Genomic DNA, 18,705 nt, shown 5'->3' with positions numbered 1-18,705 from the left:
CTTCACGATCACGCGGCTGCCCGCGCGATTGAGCGCACCCATGTCCGAGAACGGATGGATGTGATGCGCGGCGTCGAGCGCGCGGTATTCGGCGGTCGAGCGTGCCTGCGTCGTGCGCGGTGCGGTGGCCGGCGCGGCGGGCTGGATCCACGCGGGTTCGTTACGGTACGTCATGTTTCCTCCGTCGTTCCTTGATGCGGTCGTGCGCACGCTCACACGTGCAGCAGCAGATGGCGGCGTTCCCACGAACTGATCACGCGGAAGAACGCTTCGTATTCGGTTTCCTTCAGCGCCAGGTACGCCTTCACGAACTTGTCACCGAGAATGCCGGCGAGCGGCGTGCACGCGGCCATCAGCGAGATGCCCTCCTCGAGGTTGCGTGGCAGCTGGTACGGCAGGTCGTAGCCGTCGGACGCGATCGGCTCGGTCGGCGCGAGCTGCTGCGTGAGACCGAGATAACCGGCGGCGAGCGTCGCCGCGAACGCGAGGTACGGATTGCAGTCGACGCCCGGAATCCGGTTCTCGATGCGCCGCGCGACCGGCGTCGACTGCGGGATGCGAAAGCCGACCGTACGGTTGTCGTAGCCCCACTGCACGTTGATCGGCGCGGCCATGAAGCGCGACAGGCGGCGATACGAGTTGATGTACGGTGCGAAGATCGGCATCAGCGCGGGCGTATATTTCTGCAGGCCCGCAAGATAGCTTTGGAACATCGGCGACACGACGCCGCCGTCGTCGGCGAACAGGTTGCGGCCGGTGTGCACGTCGGCGAGGCTCTGGTGGATATGCATCGCGGAGCCCGGCTCGTTTTCCATCGGCTTGGCCATGAACGTCGCATACATATTGTGGCGCAGCGCCGCCTCGCGCACCGTGCGCTTGAACAGGAACACCTGGTCGGCGAGCGACAGCGCGTCGCCGTGCACGAAGTTGATCTCCATCTGCGCAGCGCCGACCTCATGGATCAGCGTCTCGATGTCGAGCCCCTGCATCTCGCAGTATTCGTAGATGTCCTCGAACAGCGGATCGAACTCGTTGACCGCCTCGATCGAATACGACTGACGGCCGGTTTCCGCCCGCCCCGTGCGCCCGACCGGCGGACGCAGCGGCAGGTCGGGGTCGGCGTTCATGTCGACCAGATAGAACTCGAGTTCAGGCGCGACCACGGGCTTCCAGCCCTTTTCCTTGTACAGGTCGAGCACGCGGCGCAGCACGTAGCGCGGCGAAATCTCGACCGGCGAGCCGTCGAAATGCACGCAATCGTGGATCACCTGCGCGGTCGGGTCGACGGCCCACGGAATCAGGCAGATCGTCGACGGATCGGGCACGCACACCATGTCGGGATCGGTCACGCCGGTCAGCGAGCCGTCCTCCGGATAGTCGCCGGTGACGGTCTGCACCATCACGGCCTGCGGCAGGCGCATCGATTCACCGGATTCGAATTTGTTGCGCGGAATGATCTTGCCGCGCGCGATGCCGGCCATGTCGGGAATGATCGCCTCGACTTCGGTAATGCGGTGCTGGCGCAGGAATTCACTCAGTTCGGGTTGCATGATCGGCCTCGTTCAGTCGATGTCGGATGCAGCCGGCGACGGCATGGTGCCGCCGGCCGCATGAATGCGGTGTGTCATGCGCGCGCGGCACGCCGCGCCGAATGCCGCGAAGATGTCGCGCGACAGCGGTTGCTCCGCGTGGCGCCATTCGGGATGCCACTGCACGCCGAGCGCGAACGCGCGCGCGCCGCGCACGCTCACGGCCTCGATCAGCCCGTCGGGCGCGCTCGCCTCGACCGCGAGGCCCGCGCCGAGCCGCGCGATGCCCTGGTCGTGCAACGAATTGACCATCGCGTCGTGCGCGCCGTGCGCGATCCGTTGCAGCAACCCGCCCGGCGCGAGCTGCACGCGGTGCGCGGCGCCGTACTGCCGCTCGAGCGGATCGCCGTCGCGCTCGCGATGATCGTGGAAGCCCGCGCTCGCATGCAGTCGCTGATGCAAGGTGCCGCCATACGCGACGTTCAGCTCCTGCATGCCGCGGCAGATCGCGAGCACCGGCACGCCCGCATCGATCGCCGCGCGGATCAGCGGCAGCGCGGTCGCATCGCGCGCGGGATCGTGCAGGGTATCGGGCGCGCTCGCCGGGCCGCCGTAGTGATGCGGCTCGACGTTCGAATAACTGCCGGTCAGCAGCAGCCCGTCGATCGCCGCGACGATCGCGTCGACCGGTTGCCGCGCACCCAGCGCGGGCAGCACCAACGCCAGCGCGCCGGCACCGTCGACCAGCGCGACGAGATACTTCTCCCCGGCCGTGTGGTTCGGATGGGCGCCGCGCATGACGCGATCGGCGGTGACGGCTACGAGCGGGCGCGGTCGCATGATCGCCTCCGCGATAAATGCGCGACGCGTGCGGACGCGCAGGACGATGGCGGCCCGCGATGGCGCTGCACGCTTCCACGCGCGATCGTGCCGCTCGGACGATGCGGCAACGGGCGGTGCGATCCGATGCGAAAGCGGAAAAGGACGCTAGGGCAACAATGAAGCGCTGCCGTCGCACTGCACCGCGCTGAACACGTGTGCGGTGACGACATTGAAGCGGCGCAGGCCGCGATGGGGCACAGCGAAGAAGCGGGGCTCGCGTATGGGGGCGGCGCGCGTGCCGCGCTCAGCATGCCGGATCGGCCCGGCCTGAGGCGGCGCGCCCGCCGACGGACTTCGGGTCCGGCGTATCGAAGGGCTGGCGGCTTTCACGATCGTACTCGACTGACTGATGAAGGCAGGACACGTGTCGCGATGAAGCGGGGGCGGCAATGCCGCGCGACGACACGTCGGCAAGGTGTCTCGCAACGGATTCCGGCGCGGTGCGGCGCTGATCGACGCCGTCGCGGCCGGGGCGCGCGTGACGACTTCCTGACATTCAGCTTATATCACCTAAAAATTGCGTCAAATTTTCAGGTACCGATCCCGACATCGATCAGACGAAAAAAAACGGCATCGACCGCTCGGGTCGATGCCGTTTTGTGCGATGCACCAATGTGCGCCTTGCCCGCCGGCAGGCCGTGGCGCGACATCGCACCGCGCCGCCGCACGCAGCGCGCGCCGACGGATCAGCGATGCGCGAGCGCGGTTTCGACGAGCGTCTGCAGCAGCGGCACGATCCGCGCGGCGCGCGCTTCGTCGTACGCATACGGACGCGTCTCTTCCATGTAGGTGATCTGCGACAGCTCCAGCTGCACGGCTTCGACGCCGGTCGCGGGCACGCCGTAGTGGCGCGTGATGTAACCGCCCTTGAAACGCCCGTTCGCGACGGCCGTATAACCGCCGTGCGCGCTCACGCATGCGGCCAGCGCCTCGGCAAGGCCCGGCGCGGCGCTCGCGCCGCTCGACGTGCCGAAGTTGAAGTCCGGCAGGCGGCCCTCGAAGAAGCGCGGCACGTGCGAGCGGATCGAATGCGCTTCCCACACGAGCACGCGGCCGTGCTCGCGCTTCAGGCGCGCGATCTCGCCTTGCAGCGCGTCGTGATACGGGCGCCAGTAGCGGTCGCGACGGCGCATGATCTCGTCGTTGCCGGGCAGCGCGCCCGCCGGATACAGCGGCGCCTTGTCGAACGTATCGACCGGCACGAGCCCCGTCGTGTCCTGCCCCGGATACAGGTTCTCGTTGTCGGGCGGACGGTTCAGGTCGACGACGTAACGCGCGTGCGACGGCACGAGGATCGACGCGCCGAGCGTCGCCGCGAAGCCGTACAGGCGCTCGAGGTGCCAGTCGCAATCGTCGACGAAGCGCGCATCGGGCGTCATCGTCGCGGCGATGTCGTCGGGGATGTGGGTGCCTGCGTGCGGAATCGAGATCAGCAGCGGCAGCGTGCCCTGCTTCAGCGTGAATACAGCCGGTTGTTCAGTCATGTCGCCTCACCGTAAAAGTCGGCCGGCGCACGCGCGCGGCGTGCGCCGGATGCCGCGCATTCAGCGCAGCAGTTGCGCCAGCGCGGCGCGGTAGTCGGCATAAGCTGCGGCTTCGTCGCGATGGCGGCGGCCGCTCACGACGCGCTCGCCGCCGGTATAGACGTCGAGCACCGGCGTGTCGCCGTGCTCGGCGAACACCGTGCCCGACAGCCAGGACGCGCTGTCGTGCTCCGCGATCGCCGGATGATCGGGATCGAGCACGAACCAGTCGGCGCGGCAGCCTTCACGCAGCGCGCCGATGCGCCGTCCGCTCGCCTGCGCGCCGCCCGCGAGCGACGCGTCGAACAGCCGGTCGGCGACATGCGCCTGCGTGTCGCTCGCGAGCACGTTGCGCGCGCGATGCACGAGCCGCTGCCCGTATTCGAGCAGGCGCAGTTCCGAGCGCCAGTCGACCGACGCATGGCTGTCCGAGCCGACGCCGATCACGCCGCCCTGCGCGAGATAGTCGAGCGCCGGGAATACGCCGTCGCCGAGGTTCGCCTCGGTGGTCAGGCACAGGCCGGCCACCGCGCGACGCTTCGCGAGCGCGGCCGTTTCGGCCGCATCGACGTGCGTCGCGTGCACGAGGCACCAGCGCGCATCGACGTCGAAACGATCGAGCAGCCATTGCACGGGACGCGCGCCGTACGCGCGCACGCAATCGTCGACTTCGGCCGTCTGTTCGGCGATATGGATATGCACCGGCGCGTCGTCGGGCAGGCCTTCGAGCAGCACGCGCAAGCCGTTCTCGGACACCGCGCGCAGCGAGTGCGGGGCGACGCCGTAGCGCAGGCCGCCGTGCTCGGGCGCGACGCGGCGCATCGCGTCGAGCAGCTCGAGCAGGCCGTCCGGCGTATTGATGAAGCGGCGCTGGTCGTCGCGCGGCGGCTTGTTGCCGAAGCCGGCGAACTGGTACGACACGGGCAGCATCGTGATGCCGATGCCGGCCGAGCGCGCGGCATCGACCACGCGCGCACCGAGTTCCGCGATCTGCGGATAGCGCGAGCCATCCTGCGCGTGATGCACGTAGTGGAATTCGCACACCGACGTGTAGCCGCACTTCAGCATCTCGACGTACAGCCAGCGCGCGATCGCCGCGAGCGCGTCGGGCGTGATCTTCAGCGCGAAGCGGTACATCAGGTCGCGCCAGCTCCAGAAGCTGTCGGCGGGATTCGCGCGATATTCGGTGAGCCCCGCCATCGCGCGCTGGAACGCGTGCGAATGCAGGTTCGGCATGCCGGGCAGCACGGGCCCGGCCGCGCGCGCGACGCCGGCCGGCGCGTCGGTGTCGGGCGTCACGTCTGTCAGCGTGCCGGCCGCGTCCCAGCGCAGCAGCACGTTGCGGCGCCAGCCATCGGGCAGCCGGGCATGGTCCGCGAACAACATAGAGTCGGTCATCGTGAGTCCTTGTTGGCCGGATTCGGCGCACTGAAGCGTCGGTCCGGTCCCAAGCCCCGGTTGGCAGGAGGCGGCGCGTCGGCGCCCGCTTCCGCTCCGTGGCGATCGACCGGACCGGCGCTTCAGCGCCGCCTCCGGCCCTCCGCTAAAATTAGCCGTTCATCCGGCGAAACACCGTCGCGCCGCCGCGCACGACCTGCTCGCACAGCGGCCGGCCGATCCAGTACGCGAGCTCCGACAGCGAGCCGACCGACCAGGCCGCGAAATCGGCCTGGCGGCCGATCTCGAGCGCACCGTGACGATCCGCGCGGCCGAGCGCCGCCGCCGCATGGCGCGTCACGCCCTGCAGCACCTCGGGCACCGTCATGCGGAACAGGGTGCAGCCCATGTTCAGCGTCAGCAGCAGCGATTCGAGCGGCGAGGTGCCGGGGTTGTGATCGGTCGCGAGCGCGATCGGCACGCCATGCTTGCGCAGCAGCTCGATCGGCGGCAATTGCGTTTCGCGAATGAAGTAATACGCGCCGGGCAGCAGCACGGCGACCGTGCCGGCCGCCTTCATCGCCTCGATGCCAGCTTCGTCGAGAAATTCGAGGTGGTCGGCGGACAGCGCGCGATAACGCGCGGCAAGCGCGGTGCCGCCCGCGTTCGACAACTGCTCCGCGTGCAGCTTCACCGGCAGCCCGCGCCGCGTCGCGGCCTCGAACACGCGCTCGGTCTGCGCGAGCGAAAAGCCGATGCGCTCGCAGAACACGTCGACCGCGTCGATGAGGCCTTCGTCGGCGAGCGCCGGCAGCATCCGGCCGCACACTTCGTCGATGTATTCATCCGCACGGCCCGTATATTCCGGCGGCAGCGCGTGCGCGCCGAGGAACGTGGTGTAGACCGTGACCGGGAAGCGCTCGCCGAGCTGGCGCGCGACGCGCAGCATCTTGCGCTCGCTCGCGAGGTCGAGCCCGTAGCCCGACTTGATCTCGATCGCCGTCACGCCGTCGGCGAGCAGCGGCTGCAGGCGCGCGGCGGCCTGCACGAACAGCGTCGTCTCGTCGGCTGCGCGCGTCGCGCGCACCGTCGACACGATCCCGCCGCCCTGCCGCGCGATCTCCTCGTAGCTGACGCCGGCGAGGCGCTGCGCGAACTCGTCGGCCCGCGTGCCGCCGTACACGAGGTGCGTATGGCAGTCGACGAGGCCCGGCGTCACCCACGCGCCGTGCAGGTCTTCCCGCTGCCAGTGCGCATAACCGTGCGGCAGCGCGGACAACGCGCCGAGCCACACGATCGTGCCGGTTTCATCGACGGCGATCGCCGCGTCGTCGATCGTTTCGTCGGGATGGCCGTGCGGACACAGCCTCAGGTGATGCCAGACAGTCGGTTTCATGCGTTCAGTCTCGTTCGCCGACGGCGAGCGACACGGCGAGCAGCGCGCCGCCTCCGCTCACGACGACGTCAAACGCACGCTGCGGCCCGTCGAGCCGCAGCGTGTCCATTTCCTGCAGTGCGTAGTGCGCGCCGTCGATCTCGACGCCGACCGCGCCCGTCGCGCAGAACAGCAGCACGGTATCGGCGCGCTCGACGCGGTGCGTGCCTTCGGGCCACACGTCGAGCGTCCCGCGCGCGGCCGAACGGCGCGTCATCAGGTTGAAGTCGCGTGTCGCGCCGTCGTGCAGCGTCGCATCGATCGCCGTTTCGCCAGCGAAGTCCGCACGCGCGAGCGGCGCGTCGAGCACGTGGCGCGCGCCCCCTTCTTCCGCGAGCGTCATGCCCGCGCCGGACAGCAGCACGAGCGTGCGGTCGATGCCTTCGAAACGCGAGAACGGCCCGGCCGCGCCGACGTCCGCGACGCTCACGCGCCATGCGAACGCATCGAGCGCGGCGCCAGGAGGAAACGCACCGATCTCGCGCGTCACGCCGCCGCCGTTCTTCCACGGCGACGCGACGAGATCCGCCGCGCGGATCATCGTCGCGTTCACCGGCGCCTGGTCGAGCGCCGTCATGCTCAGCGGCCGAGCATCGGCAGCTTCAGGCCGGCTTCGCGGGCCGTCTGCTGCGCGAGTTCGTAGCCGGCATCCGCATGGCGCATCACGCCCGTCGCCGGATCGTTCAGCAGCACGCGGCCGAGACGCTCGTGCGCTTCGGCGGTACCGTCGGCGACGATCACGACGCCCGAGTGCTGCGAGAAGCCCATGCCGACGCCGCCGCCATGATGCAGCGACACCCACGATGCGCCGCCTGCGGTGTTCAGCAGGGCGTTCAGCAGCGGCCAGTCGCTCACGGCGTCCGAACCGTCCTTCATCGATTCCGTCTCGCGGTTCGGGCTCGCGACCGAACCGGTGTCGAGGTGGTCGCGGCCGATCACGATCGGGGCCTTCAGTTCGCCGTTCTTCACCATCTCGTTGAACGCCTGGCCGAGGCGATAGCGATCCTTCACGCCGACCCAGCAGATCCGCGCCGGCAGGCCCTGGAACGCGATGCGCTCACGCGCCATGTCGAGCCAGTTGTGCAGGTGCGGATCGTCGGGGATCAGCTCCTTCACCTTCTGGTCGGTCTTGTAGATGTCTTCCGGATCGCCGGACAGCGCGACCCAGCGGAACGGGCCCTTGCCTTCGCAGAACAGCGGGCGGATATAGGCCGGCACGAAGCCCGGGAAGTCGAATGCGTTCTCGACGCCCATTTCCAGCGCCATCTGGCGGATGTTGTTGCCGTAGTCGAGCGTGGCGGCGCCGCGCTCCTGCAGCGTCAGCATCGCGCGCACCTGCACGGCCATCGACTGCTTCGCGACCTTCACGATGCTCTGCGGATCGACCTTCTGCGCTTCGCGCCATTGCGCGACGGTCCAGCCTTGCGGCAGGTAGCCGTTGATCGGGTCGTGCGCGCTCGTCTGGTCGGTCACGCAGTCCGGCGTGATACCGCGCGTCACGAGTTCCGCGAACACGTCGGCCGCGTTGCCGAGCAGGCCGACCGACACCGGCTTGCCGGTGCGCTTCGCTTCGTCGATCATGCCGAGCGCTTCGTCGAGCGTCGTCGCCTTCTTGTCGACGTAGCGCGTCTTCAGGCGGAAGTCGATGCGCGTCTCGTCGCATTCGACCGCGATCATCGAGAAGCCGGCCATCGTCGCGGCGAGCGGCTGCGCGCCGCCCATGCCGCCGAGGCCGCCCGTCAGGATCCAGCGGCCCGACGGATCGCCGTTGAAGTGCTGGTTCGCGACCGAGAAGAAGGTTTCATAGGTGCCCTGCACGATGCCCTGGCTGCCGATGTAGATCCAGCTGCCGGCCGTCATCTGGCCGTACATCATCAGGCCCTTGCGGTCGAGCTCGTGGAAGTGATCCCAGGTCGCCCAGTGCGGCACCAGGTTCGAGTTCGCGAGCAGCACGCGCGGCGCATCCTTGTGCGTGCGGAACACACCGACCGGCTTGCCCGACTGGATCAGCAGCGTCTCGTTCTCTTCGAGATCCTTCAGCGACGCGAGGATCTGGTCGTAGCATTCCCAGTTGCGCGCCGCGCGGCCGATGCCGCCGTACACGACGAGCGCGTGCGGATGCTCGGCGACTTCCGGATCCAGGTTGTTCTGGATCATCCGGTAGGCCGCTTCGGCCAGCCAGGTCTTGCAGACCTTCTCGCTGCCGCGCGGCGCGCGGATCGTGCGGGTCGGATCGAGACGGGGATCGATGTGTTTCGGATGGTTCATGACGACTGCTCCCGAAGGAAAATGAATATCAAATAGGAATCAGAAATGCCCGGTGAAGCGATAACGGCTGCCGGGGTGCCACAGATTCGCCACCGAGGCGACGACGCCCTGCGACCAGGTGCGCCGATGTAAAACCAGACACGGCTCGACGTCGTCCATCCGCAGCTGCTCGCGCCGCTCGGGCGCCGGAGCCGCCGCTTCGATCCGGTACTCGACGCGCTGCAGCGGGGCCGCGCGCATCAGGTACAGGTTCGGCGTCGTGTTCGTAAAATCCTGCTCGGCATAATCCGGCGCGACCGCCGGATTCACCCACCGTTCTTCGAGCTGGACGGGTTCGTCATTCTCGAAGTGCAACACCTGCGAATAAAACAGCTTCGCGCGCACGGCCATCTGCATCTCGTCGGCGAGCGCCTCGTCGGCGCGGATCGTCTCGAGGCCGAGTACGCTGGCGCGGTACGCATGCCCGCGCGCGTCGACCTCTTCCGAGATGCTGCGGATCGCGACGAGCGTCGACTCGTACTTCGGCCGCGCGACGTAGGTGCCGGCGCCCTTCATGCGCGTCAGCACCTGCTCGGCCGTCAACTCGCGCAACGCGCGGTTGACGGTCATGCGCGCGACCTTGAACTCGCGGGCCAGTTCGTTCTCGGAGGGCACCTGGTCGCCCTCCGCCCACTCGCCGGCGTGAATGCGGCCCAGGATGAAATCCTTGATCTCCTGGTAGACCGGCGCGCTCATGGGCTTACTGTTCCGATGCGAACGAGAACGGCGCGACCTTCGCGAACGCGCGCTCGCCGACGAGCTTCGCGATCACCGCGATGTCCGGTGCGAAGTAGTGGTCGAGCTCGTAGTGCGCAACCTTGCCGCGGATCGTTTCCATCACCGGCGCGAGCTTCGGGCTCGTGTGGTACGGCGCGCGCAGGTCGACGCCCTGGGCGGCGGCCAGCAGTTCGATCGCGAGGATGTGCTTCGTGTTGTCCGCGATGTCGGCGAGCTTGCGCGCGGCGAACGTCGCCATCGACACGTGGTCTTCCTGATTCGCCGAGGTCGGCAGCGAGTCGACCGACGCCGGGTGCGCGAGCGTCTTGTTTTCCGATGCCAGCGCGGCCGCCGTCACGTGGGCGATCATGAAGCCCGAGTTCACGCCGCCGTCCTTCACGAGGAACGGGGGCAGGCCCGACAGCGTCGCGTCGATCAGCAGCGCGATGCGGCGCTCGGCCAGCGCGCCGATTTCCGCTGCGGCCAGCGCGAGGTTGTCGGCCGCGAATGCGACGGGTTCGGCGTGGAAGTTGCCGCCCGACAGCACTTCGCCGGTATCCGGGAAGATCAGCGGGTTGTCCGACACGGCGTTCGCTTCGACCAGCAGCACGTCGGCTGCGTGACGCATCTGGTCCAGGCACGCGCCCATCACCTGCGGCTGGCAGCGCAGGCTGTACGGATCCTGCACCTTGTCGCAATCGCGGTGCGACTGGTTGATCGGCGAGCCTTCGAGCAGGTCGCGGTACGACGCGGCCGCGTCGATCTGGCCTTGATGGCCGCGCAGTTCGTGGATGCGGGCGTCGAACGGCTTCACCGAGCCGGCTGCCGCGTCGACCGACAGCGCGCCCGCGACCAGCGCGGTGCGGTACAGGTCTTCGATCGCGAACATGTTGTCGAGCGCCAGCGCGGTCGACGCCTGCGTGCCGTTCAGCAGCGCCAGGCCTTCCTTCGCCTGCAGCGTCAGCGGCGCGAGGCCCGCGACGCGCAGACCGTCCAGCGCGCTGGCGCGCTCGCCGCGGATGAACACTTCACCGACGCCCAGCAGCACGGCCGACATGTGCGCGAGGGGTGCCAGGTCGCCCGATGCGCCGACCGAGCCCTTCACCGGGATCAGCGGCAGCACGTCGGCGTTGAACAGCGTGATCAGCGCGTCCATCACTTCGCGACGGATGCCCGAGTGGCCGCGGCCGAGGCTCGACAGCTTCAGTGCCATCAGGAGACGCACCGACGAGCGCGCCATCGGCTCGCCCACACCGACCGCATGCGACAGCACCAGGTTCTTCTGCAGCAGCTCGAGCTGGTCGTGCGGGATGTGCGTGCTGGCCAGGCGGCCGAAACCCGTGTTGATGCCGTATGCGGGCTCGCCCTTCGCCGCGATGTCGGCAACGGCCTTCGCGCCCGCGTCGATCTTCGCGAAGCTCGCCGGGTCGAGCTTGAGCTGCACGGATTCGCGAGCGATCTTGCGCAGTTGCGGAAGGGTCAGGTGGCCGGGGGTCAACGTAATCATGTGAGCAATCCTGTCTAGACAAGTTCGGGATGGATTGCAGTGTAGCCACCGCGACTTGTCTAGACAACCTGTTTTTCATAATTCCGACTCGGGAGTTTCCCTGATGTCCGGCGCGGCGCGCCGGAGCGGCCAGACAGGCCTCGCAATTAACATATGTTGCAATTATTTTGTCTTTGGCAACATACGAATCGACGCATCCCTACGATCCGCCCACGGAGATCCGCCATGACCATCCCGCCCCGGTTGACCACCCTCCTCGGCCGCAGCCTGCTCGTCGCCGCGTGCGCGCTCGCGTGCGGCGCATCGCTCGCCGCGGAACCGCTGTCCGGCACGCTCGAGAAGGTGCGGCAAAGCGGCCTGATCTCGATCGGCCATCGCGAGACGTCGGTGCCGTTCTCCTATGTCGACGCGAGCGGCAAGGTGATCGGCTTCTCGCAGGACCTGTGCGACCGCGTAATCGCCGCCGTGAAGGCGCGCACCGGCAAGCCCGACCTGCAGGCGCGCTTCATCCCGGTCACGTCGCAGAACCGCATCCCGCTCGTGCAGAACGGCACCGTCGATCTCGAATGCGGGGTGACCACCAACCTCGCCGCGCGTCACGCGCAGGTCGCGTTCTCGACCACCTTCTTCGTCGCGACGACGCGCCTGCTCACGCGCACGAACTCGGGCATCCGCGACTTCCCCGATCTCGCCGGCAAGACGGTCGTGACGAACCAGGGCACGACGTCCGAACGCCTGCTGCGCAAGATGAACGAGGAAAAGAAGATGAACATGCAGATCATCAGCGCGAAGGACTACGGCGAAGGACGCCTCACGCTCGAATCGGGCCGCGCGGCCGCGTACATGATGGACGACGTGCTGCTCGCCGGCGTGCGCCAGCTCGCGGCGAAGCCGGCCGACTGGGCGATCGTCGGCACGCCGCAATCGTCGGAAGCGTACGGGTTCATGCTGCGCAAGGACGATCCGCAGTTCAAGGCGCTCGTCGACGGCGTGCTCGTGCAGCTGATGAAGAGCGGCGAGATCAACGCGCTGTACGACAAGTGGTTCATGAAGCCGGTGCCGCCGAAGGGGCTCGCGTTCGAGTTCCCGATGAGCGACGTGATCAAGGCGCGCTACGCGGCGCCCAACGACGTACCGCTCGAATGAGCGTCGCGCGCTGAAACGGGGTCAGCGCGCCCACGCGACGCACGCCGCGTAACCGGGCGCCGCGTCGAGCCAGCCCGCGTCGAACGCGGCCACGCCGGCGGCGGGCGCGGCCGGCTCGACGATCGTCGTCGCGGGCGTCGCCGCATCGCGCGGCGGCACGACCGCGAACGCGCGCAGCCCGCCGACGATGCCGGTGCCGAGCGCCTTCAGCAGCGCCTCCTTCGCGGCCCACACGCGCATGAACGCGTCCGCGCGGGCGGCGAGCGGCAGGCCGTCGAGATACGCAGCCTCGGCGGCCGCGCACACTTCGCGCGTCAGCGCACGCCAGTCGGTCGTGCGGTTGCAGCTTTCGATATCGACGCCGACGCGCCCCGTCGCCGCCCACGCGATGAGCGCGTGATCGCCCGCGTGCGACACGTTGAAATCGAGCGACGCGCGATGCGCGGGATCCAGCGACGGCCGTCCCGATGCGTCGACGACGATCGCGACGTCCTTCGGCGCGACGCCGAGCGCCGCACCGAGCACGTCGCGCAGCGCGGCGCGCGTCGCGGCACTGCGCACCGCATCCTCGTGCCGCAGATAGCGCCCGGCACGCGCCCGCTCCGCGTCGCTCAGCGCCGCGTAGGCCGGCGATGCGAGCGGCACGCGCCAGTCGAAATCGACGCGCGCGACCTGCACGCCGGCACGCGACGCGGCCGGCGGCACATCGAGCAGGTGCACGCGCCACGCGCGGGACAGGTCGTCGGCAATCTCGGAATCGGGTGGAATGGACATCGGCACGCGGCAGCCAGGCGAACGAAACGTTCGATGTTAATCGATCGTACGGGACGGAGACCGACGCATCGCGACCGAGATCGTCGGCAGCGGCAGCAGCGGCAGCCGGTGCAACCGTCTCATCGACGCGATGGCCGGGTTGCGCGCGCGTTCACCCGTGCGCGACGGCACCCGGCACGCCGCTTCCCGCCAGCCGCGCACGCTGCGCCGGATGGCGCGCGTGGACGCGGCCCGGCGCATCGGCCGGCAGCGCGCCGTGTTGCAGCCAGGACAGCGCGACGGGCCACAGCGTGTCGGTGAAGCGGCTGTGGAAGAACGCGAAGTGGCCGATCGCGTCGACGCCGATGTCGCGCGGCGCGATCCGCAGGTGCGTGACGTCGCTGCCCGTGTAGTAGCCGACCAGCCGTTCGATCGCGTCGACCGTGCCGAACCCGTCGTCGTCGAGGCCGATCGCGAGCATCGACGCCGGCAGCCGCGCGAAGCGGGCCGGCAGCGCGGCGCGGCTCGCCGCGGGTTCGGCGAGCAGGCCGTGCGTGAAGGCGTCCTCGAAGCGCGGTTGCGCGCGCACCCACGACAGCGCGACGCCGCGCGGCGTGTCTTCCATCCAGCCGAGCCGCTTCGCGGGCACGTAGCCGAATACGGCCGCGAGCGCCGGCATCGCGACGTGCCATTTCCACCACATGCGCCGCCGCTCTTCCGGCCGATAGTCGCGCCAGTACGCATACTGCGCGCCCACCGTCACCACGTGACGCACGTACGCGTTCGACGCCGCGAGCCCGAGCACGCAGCCGCCGATGCTGTGCGCGACGACGTCGAGCGGCTGGCCCGGAAATGCATCGCGCGCGTATTGCAGCGCGGCCTCGCAATCGAGCCGCCCCCAGTCGAGCCAGTTCGCGCGCAGCTTCGCGAGCCGCGCGGGGCGCGAGCCGCCGATCCCGCGATAGTCGTACACGAGCACGTCGCGCCCCTGCGCGAACAGCCAGGCCGCGAAACGGAAGTAGTAGTCGCAGCGCACCGACGTCGCGCAATTGACGACCGTCACCGGCCGCACGGTGCCGCCGCGGTGGCGCCACACGTAGCCGCGCAGCACGTAACCGTCGGCCGCGGTCAGCGTCACGGGCTCCGGCGGCAACGCGCCCGCCGGGCGCCCCGCTGCCTGATCCGCCGCGCACGCGGCCCCGCCTGCTTCGTTCGAAATCGTCATCGTGTCTCCTGTGCGGCGCCGCCTGCCCGGCGCCCGCCCGATCGGCCAGCCTCCATTGAACTTGACGCGCCGGACGTTCTCAACCAATCTTGCTGCTCCGTTCGCATGAGCCCTACGCATGTCAACGCCGCTCGTCCGTCTCCCGTCGCTGGACCTCGTGCGCGGCTTCGTCGCCGTCGGCCGCCGCATGAGCATCACGCTCGCCGCGCAGGACCTGTGCGTCACGCAGTCGGCGGTCAGCCGCCAGGTGCACGCGCTCGAGGCGCATCTCGGCGTCGCACTGCTGCAGCGCGGCTATCGCAAGATCGCGTTCACGCCGGAAGGCGAGCGGCTGTTCCGCGCCGCCGATGCGGCGCTGCTCAGCCTGCAGGACACCGTCGCGTCGCTCGCCGCCGCACGCGAGCGGCAACCCGTCACGATCACCGCGAGCATCGGCGTCACCGCGCTGTGGCTGCTGCCCAGACTCGGGCGCCTGCAGGCGCGCCTGCCCGACATCGACTTGCGCGTGGCCGCGAACGACAAGGTACTCGATTTGCGCGCGGAAGGCATCGACCTCGGAATCCGCTACTGCCCGCGCGAGCGCGCGCCGGCCGGCGCGCTGCACCTGTTCGACGAGATCGTCGTGCCGGTCGCGCACCCCGCGCTGGCCGCCCGGCCCGTCACCGACGCGGCGGCGATCGCCGAGCACGTGCTGCTCGAATTCGACGGGCCGCCGCAAACCCGGCTGCAGTGGCGTGCGCACCTGCACGCGGCCGGGCTCGGCGACGCGCGCCCAAAGGGCGTGCTGCGCTTCAACCAGTACGACCAGGTCATCCACGCCGCGATCGCCGGCCAGGGCGTCGCGCTCGGCAGGCTCGCGCTCGTCGCGCCGATGCTCGCCGACGGCCGGCTCGCGGTGCTCGGCCCGCACTCGCAGGCGTTGTCGGATGCGTACGGCTACTGGCTGTTCCGGCACGATCCGGCACCGCGCCGCGAAGTCGCTGACGTGCGCGACTGGATTGTCGCGGAAGCGGCCGAATGCGACGCGGCGATGCGCGCGTACGACGTGGCGCAGCGGTAGTCGCGAGCCGCGAGCGAAATCCCGCATCGAGCCGACGCCGGCGCGGCCTTGCGCACGTACATGAACGCCGCCACGGGCGCTGCACTGACGCCCCGCCCCGGCTATCGGCCGCCTGTCACGCCGGCTGCATGCGGCGCAGCGGCTTCACGCATCCGGCGTGTACAGCCCGCGTCGCCGACATCGCATCCGAACCGCATCGCATCCGAACCGCATCGCATTCCCCGCACGCATGCGAACGCGACCGAATGATCGCTTGAGCGCCCCGGCACCGGATCGTCTAATCGGATCGAACGCGGCCGCCGCGCCGCACGCATCCATCCGGAGACACGCATGACCCCGATCGAACAAGACGCCCGGCGCCGCTGGCTGCCGGTGCTCGCGGGCGGCCTGATCATGGGCGCCGCGCTCGGCATCCGTCACGTGCAGGGACTGTTCCTCGCCCCCGTCACGCTCGACCACGGCTGGTCGCGCGAAGCGTTCGGCCTCGCGCTCGCACTGCAGAACCTGATCTGGGGCATCGCGCAACCGTTCACCGGCATGATCGCCGACCGCTTCGGGTCGGTGCGCGTGATCGTCGCCGGCATGCTGCTGTACGCGGCCGGGCTCGTCACGATGGCGTTCGCCGCGTCGGCCGGCGTGTTCACGGCCGGCGCGGGGCTCGTGATCGGCGTCGCGCTGTCGGGGTCGGCCTTCGCGTCGATCTACGGCGCGCTGAGCCGCCTGTTTCCGCCCGACCGGCGCGGCTGGGCGCTCGGCATCGCCGGCGCGATCGGCGGGCTCGGCCAGTTCTGCATGGTGCCGGTCGCGCAGGTGCTGATCGGCGGCATCGGCTGGCAGCATGCCTTCGTCGCGCTCGCTCTCGTCGCCGCGCTGCTCGCGCCGCTCGCCGTGCTGGTGCGCGACCGGCCCGCGCAGGCCGCGAGCCGCGCGGACGGCCCCGACCAGTCGATCGGCGCGGCGGTACGCGAAGCGTTCGCGCATCGCGGCTTCTGGCTGCTGAACGCGGGATTCTTCGCGTGCGGGTTCCAGCTCGCGTTCATCGCGACCCACCTGCCCGCCTACCTGCTCGATCACGGCCTGCCGGCGCGCCACGCGAGCGTCGCGCTCGCGCTGATCGCGCTGACCAACGTGGCCGGCACCTACGCATGCGGCCATCTCGGCAGCCTGCTGCGGCGCAAGTACGTGCTGTCCGTGCTGTACCTCGTCCGCGCGCTGGCGATGGTCGCGTTCGTTGCAGCGCCGTTGTCGCCCGCGAGCGTCTACGTGTTCGCGGCCGTGATGGGCTTCACGTGGCTCGGCACGGTGCCGCTGACCAACGGCGTGATCTCGCAGGTGTTCGGCGTGCGTTACATCGCGACGCTGTTCGGCTTCGTGTTCTTCGGGCACCAGCTCGGCAGTTTCTTCGGCGTCTGGCTCGGCGCGCTCGTGTACGACGCGACGCATTCGTACCTGCCGCTGTGGATCGGCTCGATCGCGCTCGGCGTGCTGGCCGCGCTGCTGCACCTGCCGATCGACGACGCGCGCATCGCGCGGCCGGTGCCGGGCAAAGCCGCATGGGCGTGATGCGTGCGGCGCTGGCCGCCGGCGCGCTCGCGTTCGTCGCGTGGTGCGGCGCGGCCTACTTCGATTCGGGCGTCGCGCTCGCGCTGCTCGAGCACGCGGCGTTCTGCGACTGACGCGGCGAACCGTGCCGCGCGCAGCGACGGCCGGTCACGCCTGGCGACGCTTCGGCAACGAGGCCAGCGCATCGAGCGCGCGACGGCGCGCGCCGTCGTGATCGACGATCGGCGCCGGATAGTCGACGTCGAGCCGCACGCCGGCCGCCGCAAGCTCCATCGGGGATGCCTCCCACGGCGCGTGGATCGTCGCCGCGTCGAGGCCCGCGAGTTCCGGCACCCAGCGGCGCACGTACGCCCCTTGCGGGTCGAACTTCCGGCCCTGCGTCACCGGATTGAAGATGCGGAAATACGGCGCGGCGTCGGCGCCGCAGCCGGCCACCCATTGCCAGTTCGCCGGGTTGTTCGCGGCATCCGCGTCGACGAGCGTGTCGTGGAACCAGCGCTCGCCGGCCCGCCAGTCGATCAGCAGATGCTTGACGAGAAACGATGCGACGACCATCCGCACGCGGTTGTGCATCCAGCCGGTCGTCCACAGCTCGCGCATCCCCGCATCGACGAGCGGGTAGCCGGTCAGCCCGCGCTGCCACGCGCGCAGCGCGGCAGGATCGTCGCGCCACGGCATCGCGTCGAACTGCGCCCGGAAGTTGTCGGTCGCGAGCGCCGGAAAGTAATACAGCAGCACATGGCTGAATTCGCGCCAGCCGAGTTCGCTCAGGAACTTCTCGGCGCCGGCCGCGCAGGCCGCACCGCCCGCCTGTGCCGCACCCTGCACCGCATGCCACACCTGTCGCGGCGACAGGTTGCCGAAGCGCAGGCACGGCGACAGCCGGCTCGTCGCCGACCGGTCGGGCCGGTCGCGCGTATCGGCATAGCCGGTCAGCGACTCGACGGAAAACGCATCGAGCCGCGCCTGCGCGCCGGCTTCGTCGGGTGCCGGCCACGCGTCGCGCAGGCCGCCCGCCCAGTCCGGCGCGTGCGGACGCAACCCGAGCGCGTCGAGCGGCAGCGCGCGTTCGCGCACGCCGGCCGGCCACGGATGAAACGCGATCCGCTCGGGCTCCGGCAGCGGCGCCGCCACCGTGCGATCGCGCCGCACCGCGCGCCAGTACGCGGTGAACACCTGGAACGGCGTGCCGGCGCCCGTCAGCACGTCCCACGGTTCGTTCAGCAGGCTGCCGTTGCTGCTCTCGACCTCGAGGCCGCGCGCCTTCAGCGACGCCTTCAACGCCGCATCGGCATCGCGCTGCGGCTGCGCATAGCGGCGGTTCCAGTACACCGCTGCCGCGCCCGTGTCCTGCGCGACGCGTTCGATCTCGCGCGGCGCATCGCCGCGCAACAGCAGCAAGCGTCCGCCATGACGCGCGAGCGCCGCATCGAGTCCGGCGAGCGACCCATGCAGCCACCAGCGCGCCGCCCCGCCGAGCGCGCGCCCCGCGCCTTCGCCCGTGTCGTCGACGTACACGCATACGAGCGGCCGGCCCGACGCGACCGCGCGCGTCAGCGCGGGCTGGTCGGTCACGCGCAGATCGTCGCGGAACCACACGATGGCAGGAGCAATGGTCGACTTCGCTGGCACGGGCACCTCGAGCAGGAAACTGAAGAGTGACCGGTATTGTCGCGGCAGG

Annotated in this window: 16 protein-coding genes and 1 pseudogene; 4 read left to right on the top strand and 13 right to left on the bottom strand. The window is 69.7% G+C overall.

The window, feature by feature from the left end:
• The 10 genes and pseudogenes from U4Z31_RS33290 to hutH all read right to left on the bottom strand — a co-directional run.
• A pseudogene (locus tag U4Z31_RS33290) lies at positions 1 to 174 on the bottom strand (aspartate aminotransferase family protein); the annotation flags it as partial.
• Between the two features lie 38 nt (positions 175 to 212).
• Complete coding sequence (locus U4Z31_RS33285) at positions 213 to 1,550, bottom strand: glutamine synthetase family protein (protein ID WP_321812608.1); 1,338 nt, start codon at positions 1,548 to 1,550, stop codon at positions 213 to 215.
• Between the two features lie 12 nt (positions 1,551 to 1,562).
• Positions 1,563 to 2,369 (bottom strand): gamma-glutamyl-gamma-aminobutyrate hydrolase family protein, encoded by an 807-nt coding sequence (locus U4Z31_RS33280; RefSeq protein WP_321812607.1) that lies wholly within the window; start codon positions 2,367 to 2,369, stop codon positions 1,563 to 1,565.
• Positions 2,370 to 3,097: 728 nt separating this feature from the next.
• On the bottom strand, positions 3,098 to 3,895 hold the full coding sequence (gene hutG, locus U4Z31_RS33275; RefSeq protein WP_124489555.1) for an N-formylglutamate deformylase: 798 nt from the start codon (positions 3,893 to 3,895) through the stop codon (positions 3,098 to 3,100).
• Between the two features lie 60 nt (positions 3,896 to 3,955).
• Positions 3,956 to 5,332 carry a formimidoylglutamate deiminase gene (locus U4Z31_RS33270; protein ID WP_321812606.1) on the bottom strand — a complete coding sequence of 459 codons (1,377 nt, stop codon included), beginning with the start codon at positions 5,330 to 5,332 and terminating at the stop codon, positions 3,956 to 3,958.
• Between the two features lie 151 nt (positions 5,333 to 5,483).
• On the bottom strand, positions 5,484 to 6,707 hold the full coding sequence (gene hutI / locus U4Z31_RS33265) for an imidazolonepropionase (RefSeq protein ID WP_321812605.1): 1,224 nt from the start codon (positions 6,705 to 6,707) through the stop codon (positions 5,484 to 5,486).
• Between the two features lie 4 nt (positions 6,708 to 6,711).
• The gene (locus U4Z31_RS33260) at positions 6,712 to 7,323 is read right to left on the bottom strand and encodes a HutD family protein (RefSeq protein WP_321812604.1); all 612 of its coding nucleotides are present in this window, start codon (positions 7,321 to 7,323) and stop codon (positions 6,712 to 6,714) included.
• Between the two features lie 2 nt (positions 7,324 to 7,325).
• Complete coding sequence (gene hutU, locus U4Z31_RS33255) at positions 7,326 to 9,014, bottom strand: urocanate hydratase (protein WP_044847653.1); 1,689 nt, start codon at positions 9,012 to 9,014, stop codon at positions 7,326 to 7,328.
• Positions 9,015 to 9,053: 39 nt separating this feature from the next.
• The gene (gene hutC / locus U4Z31_RS33250; RefSeq protein ID WP_044847652.1) at positions 9,054 to 9,749 is read right to left on the bottom strand and encodes a histidine utilization repressor; all 696 of its coding nucleotides are present in this window, start codon (positions 9,747 to 9,749) and stop codon (positions 9,054 to 9,056) included.
• A 4-nt stretch (positions 9,750 to 9,753) separates the two neighbouring features.
• Positions 9,754 to 11,277 carry a histidine ammonia-lyase gene (hutH, locus tag U4Z31_RS33245; protein WP_044847651.1) on the bottom strand — a complete coding sequence of 508 codons (1,524 nt, stop codon included), beginning with the start codon at positions 11,275 to 11,277 and terminating at the stop codon, positions 9,754 to 9,756.
• Between the two features lie 225 nt (positions 11,278 to 11,502).
• Between hutH and U4Z31_RS33240 the strand changes: the two genes are divergently transcribed.
• The gene (locus tag U4Z31_RS33240; RefSeq protein WP_124489550.1) at positions 11,503 to 12,423 is read left to right on the top strand and encodes a glutamate/aspartate ABC transporter substrate-binding protein; all 921 of its coding nucleotides are present in this window, start codon (positions 11,503 to 11,505) and stop codon (positions 12,421 to 12,423) included.
• 21 nt (positions 12,424 to 12,444) lie between these two features.
• On the opposite strand, the gene U4Z31_RS33235 is transcribed toward U4Z31_RS33240, so the two are convergent.
• On the bottom strand, positions 12,445 to 13,197 hold the full coding sequence (locus tag U4Z31_RS33235; RefSeq protein ID WP_321812603.1) for a 4'-phosphopantetheinyl transferase family protein: 753 nt from the start codon (positions 13,195 to 13,197) through the stop codon (positions 12,445 to 12,447).
• A gap of 151 nt (positions 13,198 to 13,348) precedes the next feature.
• Positions 13,349 to 14,401: an alpha/beta fold hydrolase gene (locus tag U4Z31_RS33230; protein ID WP_321812602.1), complete on the bottom strand. Its 1,053-nt coding sequence runs from the start codon at positions 14,399 to 14,401 to the stop codon at positions 13,349 to 13,351.
• A 118-nt stretch (positions 14,402 to 14,519) separates the two neighbouring features.
• Between U4Z31_RS33230 and U4Z31_RS33225 the strand changes: the two genes are divergently transcribed.
• From U4Z31_RS33225 to U4Z31_RS33215, 3 genes are all read left to right on the top strand, one after another.
• Positions 14,520 to 15,461, top strand: a complete 942-nt coding sequence (locus U4Z31_RS33225) for a LysR substrate-binding domain-containing protein (protein ID WP_321803855.1) — start codon at positions 14,520 to 14,522, stop codon at positions 15,459 to 15,461.
• 330 nt (positions 15,462 to 15,791) lie between these two features.
• Positions 15,792 to 17,024: an MFS transporter gene (locus U4Z31_RS33220; protein WP_321812601.1), complete on the top strand. Its 1,233-nt coding sequence runs from the start codon at positions 15,792 to 15,794 to the stop codon at positions 17,022 to 17,024.
• A complete protein-coding gene (locus U4Z31_RS33215) occupies positions 17,015 to 17,137 on the top strand; it encodes a hypothetical protein (protein WP_044847646.1) in 123 nt (40 codons plus the stop codon). Before U4Z31_RS33220 ends, U4Z31_RS33215 begins: the two co-directional genes overlap by 10 nt.
• 34 nt (positions 17,138 to 17,171) lie before the next feature.
• Here U4Z31_RS33215 and U4Z31_RS33210 read toward each other — a convergent pair whose 3' ends face one another.
• The gene (locus U4Z31_RS33210; protein ID WP_321812600.1) at positions 17,172 to 18,656 is read right to left on the bottom strand and encodes a deoxyribodipyrimidine photo-lyase; all 1,485 of its coding nucleotides are present in this window, start codon (positions 18,654 to 18,656) and stop codon (positions 17,172 to 17,174) included.
• Between the last annotated feature and the right edge of the window lie 49 nt (positions 18,657 to 18,705).

The sequence above is a fragment of the Burkholderia sp. BCC1985 genome, from assembly GCF_905339915.1.
Taxonomy (GTDB): domain Bacteria; phylum Pseudomonadota; class Gammaproteobacteria; order Burkholderiales; family Burkholderiaceae; genus Burkholderia.
Note: the sequence above shows the minus strand (reverse complement) of the source record. Positions and strands in the feature narration are given on the sequence as shown.